At 69.2% G+C, this 3,209-nt stretch carries 4 protein-coding genes and 1 pseudogene; all 5 read left to right on the top strand.

Annotated elements, in window-relative coordinates; translation table 11 throughout:
* On the top strand, positions 1-315 hold a 315-nt coding region (locus V5A53_RS14090), incomplete at its 5' end, for an HVO_2922 family protein (RefSeq protein WP_332314247.1).
* A 177-nt stretch (positions 316-492) separates the two neighbouring features.
* A complete protein-coding gene (locus V5A53_RS14085) occupies positions 493-1,017 on the top strand; it encodes a cupin domain-containing protein (RefSeq protein WP_332314246.1) in 525 nt (174 codons plus the stop codon).
* Between the two features lie 47 nt (positions 1,018-1,064).
* Positions 1,065-2,228 (top strand): site-2 protease family protein, encoded by a 1,164-nt coding sequence (locus tag V5A53_RS14080; protein WP_332314245.1) that lies wholly within the window; start codon positions 1,065-1,067, stop codon positions 2,226-2,228.
* 39 nt (positions 2,229-2,267) lie between these two features.
* Positions 2,268-2,825: a DUF6735 family protein gene (locus V5A53_RS14075; RefSeq protein WP_332314244.1), complete on the top strand. Its 558-nt coding sequence runs from the start codon at positions 2,268-2,270 to the stop codon at positions 2,823-2,825.
* Between the two features lie 25 nt (positions 2,826-2,850).
* Positions 2,851-3,209: pseudogene (locus V5A53_RS14070) on the top strand (hypothetical protein); the annotation flags it as partial.

The raw sequence follows: 3,209 nt of genomic DNA, 5'->3' as shown, positions 1-3,209 counted from the left end.
GAGTACCGCTGGCGACTCCGCCACCGCAACGGCAACATCATCGCCGACTCCGGCGAGGGCTACAGCGACAAGTCCGGCGCCCGAGACGCCATCGAGCGCATGCAAAAGTACGCCCCCGACGCCGACGTCCTCGACATCGGCCGGGCGGCCTTCGAAATCTACGAGGACGCGGGCGAGGAGTGGCGCTGGCGGCTCCGCCACCGCAACGGGAACATCCTCGCCGACTCCGGCGAGGGGTACTCCTCCCGAAGCGCCGCCCAGGACGCCGTCGACAGCGTCAAGCGGAACGCCCCCGGCGCCGACGAAGCCGAGTAACCGCACGACAACACCGGACCGAACCCGATCCGAAACGGTCGGCCCGTTCGACCGGAAACGCGCCGGGGAACGCCCGGGTGACGACCGCTCTTTTATAAGTAATCGTCCCCCATTCGACGGTCACAGCCGTCCGCACCGGAACAACAGTTAACCCGAGGGGGCGTGTGTACCTCTGTCATGGAAACGGGAGCCGTAGACGACGTCGAGAACGTCCCGCACTTCATGGGAATCAACAGCCACCGCAAGCCCCTCTCACGGGCCGTCGAGTCGATGGGCTTTGCGATGGTCTACTTCGAACTCGAACCTGGCGAGACCTTCTCGGGTGGACTCCACACCCACCACGACCAGGAGGAACTGTTCTACGTCCTCGAGGGGACGGCCACCTTCGAGACGAAGGCGGGGCCGGGAGCAGAGCCCGAAACCCACGCGGTCGGTCCCGGCGAGTTCGTCCACTTCGAGCGGGGCGGCCTCTATCAGTCCGGTGGCAACCGAAGCGACGAACCGGTCGTCGCCCTCGCGGTCGGCGTCGGCACCCCCCGGCACGGGTGGGCGGAGACGGAGGTGCTGTTCGACTGTGCGACCTGCGGCGAGGAGACCGTCCACGACGTCGTCGCCGACGACCCCGACGACGAACGGATGCCCGACCCCGAGGAGATGACGCTCGTCTGCACCGAGTGTGGGACCGTCATCGAGGTCGAGTAGCGTCTCCGGGCCGCATCGTTTTGAAGGCTCGGCCCGACGAGTGAGTCATGCGGAACTTCCACGTCGGCACGATCACCGGTATCCCGATCCGACTCAACATCACGTTCCTGATCTTTCTACCCGTCCTCGCGTGGCTCATCAGCCGCCCGGCACAGCTGACCGCCTACGCCGGCTTCGTCGCCGGCATCTCGCCACACGAGGTCGACATCGCGCTGTTGCAGACCGGCAACACGCCCACCGTCATCGGCATCGTCGCGGCGCTCGGACTGTTCGTCGGCGTCCTGCTGCACGAACTCGGCCACTCGTGGACGGCCCGGCGCTACGACATCACCATCACCTCCATCACGCTGTGGATATTCGGCGGCATGGCCCACATGGAGAACCTCCCGGAGGACTGGAACGTCGAGTTCTACGTCGCGTTGGCCGGCCCCGCGATGAGCCTCCTCGTCGCCGCCGCCTGTTACGGCCTGCTGTTCGTCGTCCCCGCCCAACCCGTCGTGGTCTTCGTCATCGGCTGGCTGGCGGTCATCAACCTCACGCTGGCGATATTCAACATGATTCCGGCGTTCCCGATGGACGGCGGCCGCGTCCTCCGGGCCCTGCTGGCCCGCTCGCGGCCCTACGCCGAGGCCACACAGACCGCCGCCTCCGTCGGCAAGGGGATGGCCATCCTGCTGGCCGTCGTCGCCGTGCTCGCCTTTGCGCCCATCCTGTTGCTCGTGGCGATGTTCGTCTACGTCGCCGCCGGCGCCGAATCCCGCGCGACCGTCATGCGGGACCTGCTTGCCGACATGACCGCCCGCGACCTCATGTCCACGGACGTGCGGACGGTCACCCCCGAGACGACCGTCGCCGAGTTCCTCGACCGCGTGGTCACCGAGCGGACGGTCGCCTACCCCGTGATGGAGAAGGGCACCGTCACCGGCCTCGTGACGCTGAATACGGTCCGGAACGTCGACCCCGCGAAACGGGATTCGACCACCGTCGCCGACGTGATGGGACCGGCACCGCCGAGCGTCGACCCCGACGCCGACGCCTTCGAGGCGATGCAGGCCCTCGGCGAGTCGAGAAGCGACCGCGTGATCGTCGTAGAGGACGGCCGCTTCATCGGCGAGATAACGTCCGAGGGATTCATGCGGGCCATCGAGGTCCTGCAGGGCATCGGCTCGCACCGTGGCCGCGACATCGAGGCCCCCGACGGCTACGCCTGACCGCGGGTTTATGGCCGAAGGCGCGGCCAGACGGCCCCGATGGGCCACCGCGTCCTCGTCGCCTACGACCGCGACGGCTACGACTGCCACTACGCACACTGGGGCCTCGCCCCCGAGGACCTCACCCCCGAAACGCCGTTCGGCGGCCCGCCCGACGACGCGTGGGCCGCCGACCGCGCGGCCGACCTCCTCGACGCGCAGGGCGGCCGCCTCTCCGAGAGCCACGACCGGGCGGTCGACCCCGATCCGATAGCGACCGGCCTCACCTTCGCCGAGGTCTGTGACCGAATCGACCCGCTGGAACACGAGGCCCTGTTCGTCGTCGACCCCGAGTTCGAGGTACGGACCTACCTCGTCTTCCCGGTCGAAACCGGCGAGGGTCGCCCCGCCGGCGCGCTGGTCGGCTACGAGGGCCAGCAGGACGCCGCCTACCTCCGCGGGTGGCTGGCCGGCGCCCGGGCCGTCCGGGATACCAGCGGCCTCGACGGCCCAGCCGTCGTCCGCGCGCTCCGGTGGCTGGACGCCGACCGCGGCACCGTCGTCTGGCTCGTCGAGGACGCGGCCTCGACCGCGACGGCCGGCGAACGCGAGGCTTAAACGCCCGACACCACTACGCTCGACCGTGTCAAAGGACGAGCCGACGGACGGCGGCAAACGGGGATCGGAACCCAGCCCAGCAGCCGCGCGTACCCGCACCGACCCCACGCCCGCCGAAGCCGCCGAACTCGTCCGCGATGGTCTCGACCGCGATGCCCTCGTGACGCTGTTCGGCCGCTGTACCGTCGATTACGAGGGCCGGGCCGCCTCGGAACTCGGCCCCGGCGACCGCCATCTCATGCTCAAGCCCGACGGCGCGGCGCTGGTCCACACCGACGAGGGCCAACAGCCGGTCAACTGGCAGCCGCCCGGGTGCGAACACAACTGCCGCACCGATGGTAGCGACTTCGTCGTCGAGAGCCACCGCTCGACGCCCGAGGAGTC

The sequence above is a fragment of the Natronomonas sp. genome, from assembly GCF_036625485.1.
GTDB lineage: Archaea > Halobacteriota > Halobacteria > Halobacteriales > Haloarculaceae > Natronomonas.
This window is presented reverse-complemented; position numbering and strand designations above follow the sequence as displayed.

What these genes read in the sequence shown, in the direction of transcription:
- V5A53_RS14085 (WP_332314246.1), top strand. Translation starts at nt 493, where the DNA reads ATGGAAACGGGAGCCGTAGACGACGTCGAGAACGTCCCGCACTTCATG.
- V5A53_RS14075 (WP_332314244.1), top strand. Translation starts at nt 2,268, where the DNA reads ATGGGCCACCGCGTCCTCGTCGCCTACGACCGCGACGGCTACGACTGC.
- V5A53_RS14080 (WP_332314245.1), top strand. Translation starts at nt 1,065, where the DNA reads ATGCGGAACTTCCACGTCGGCACGATCACCGGTATCCCGATCCGACTC.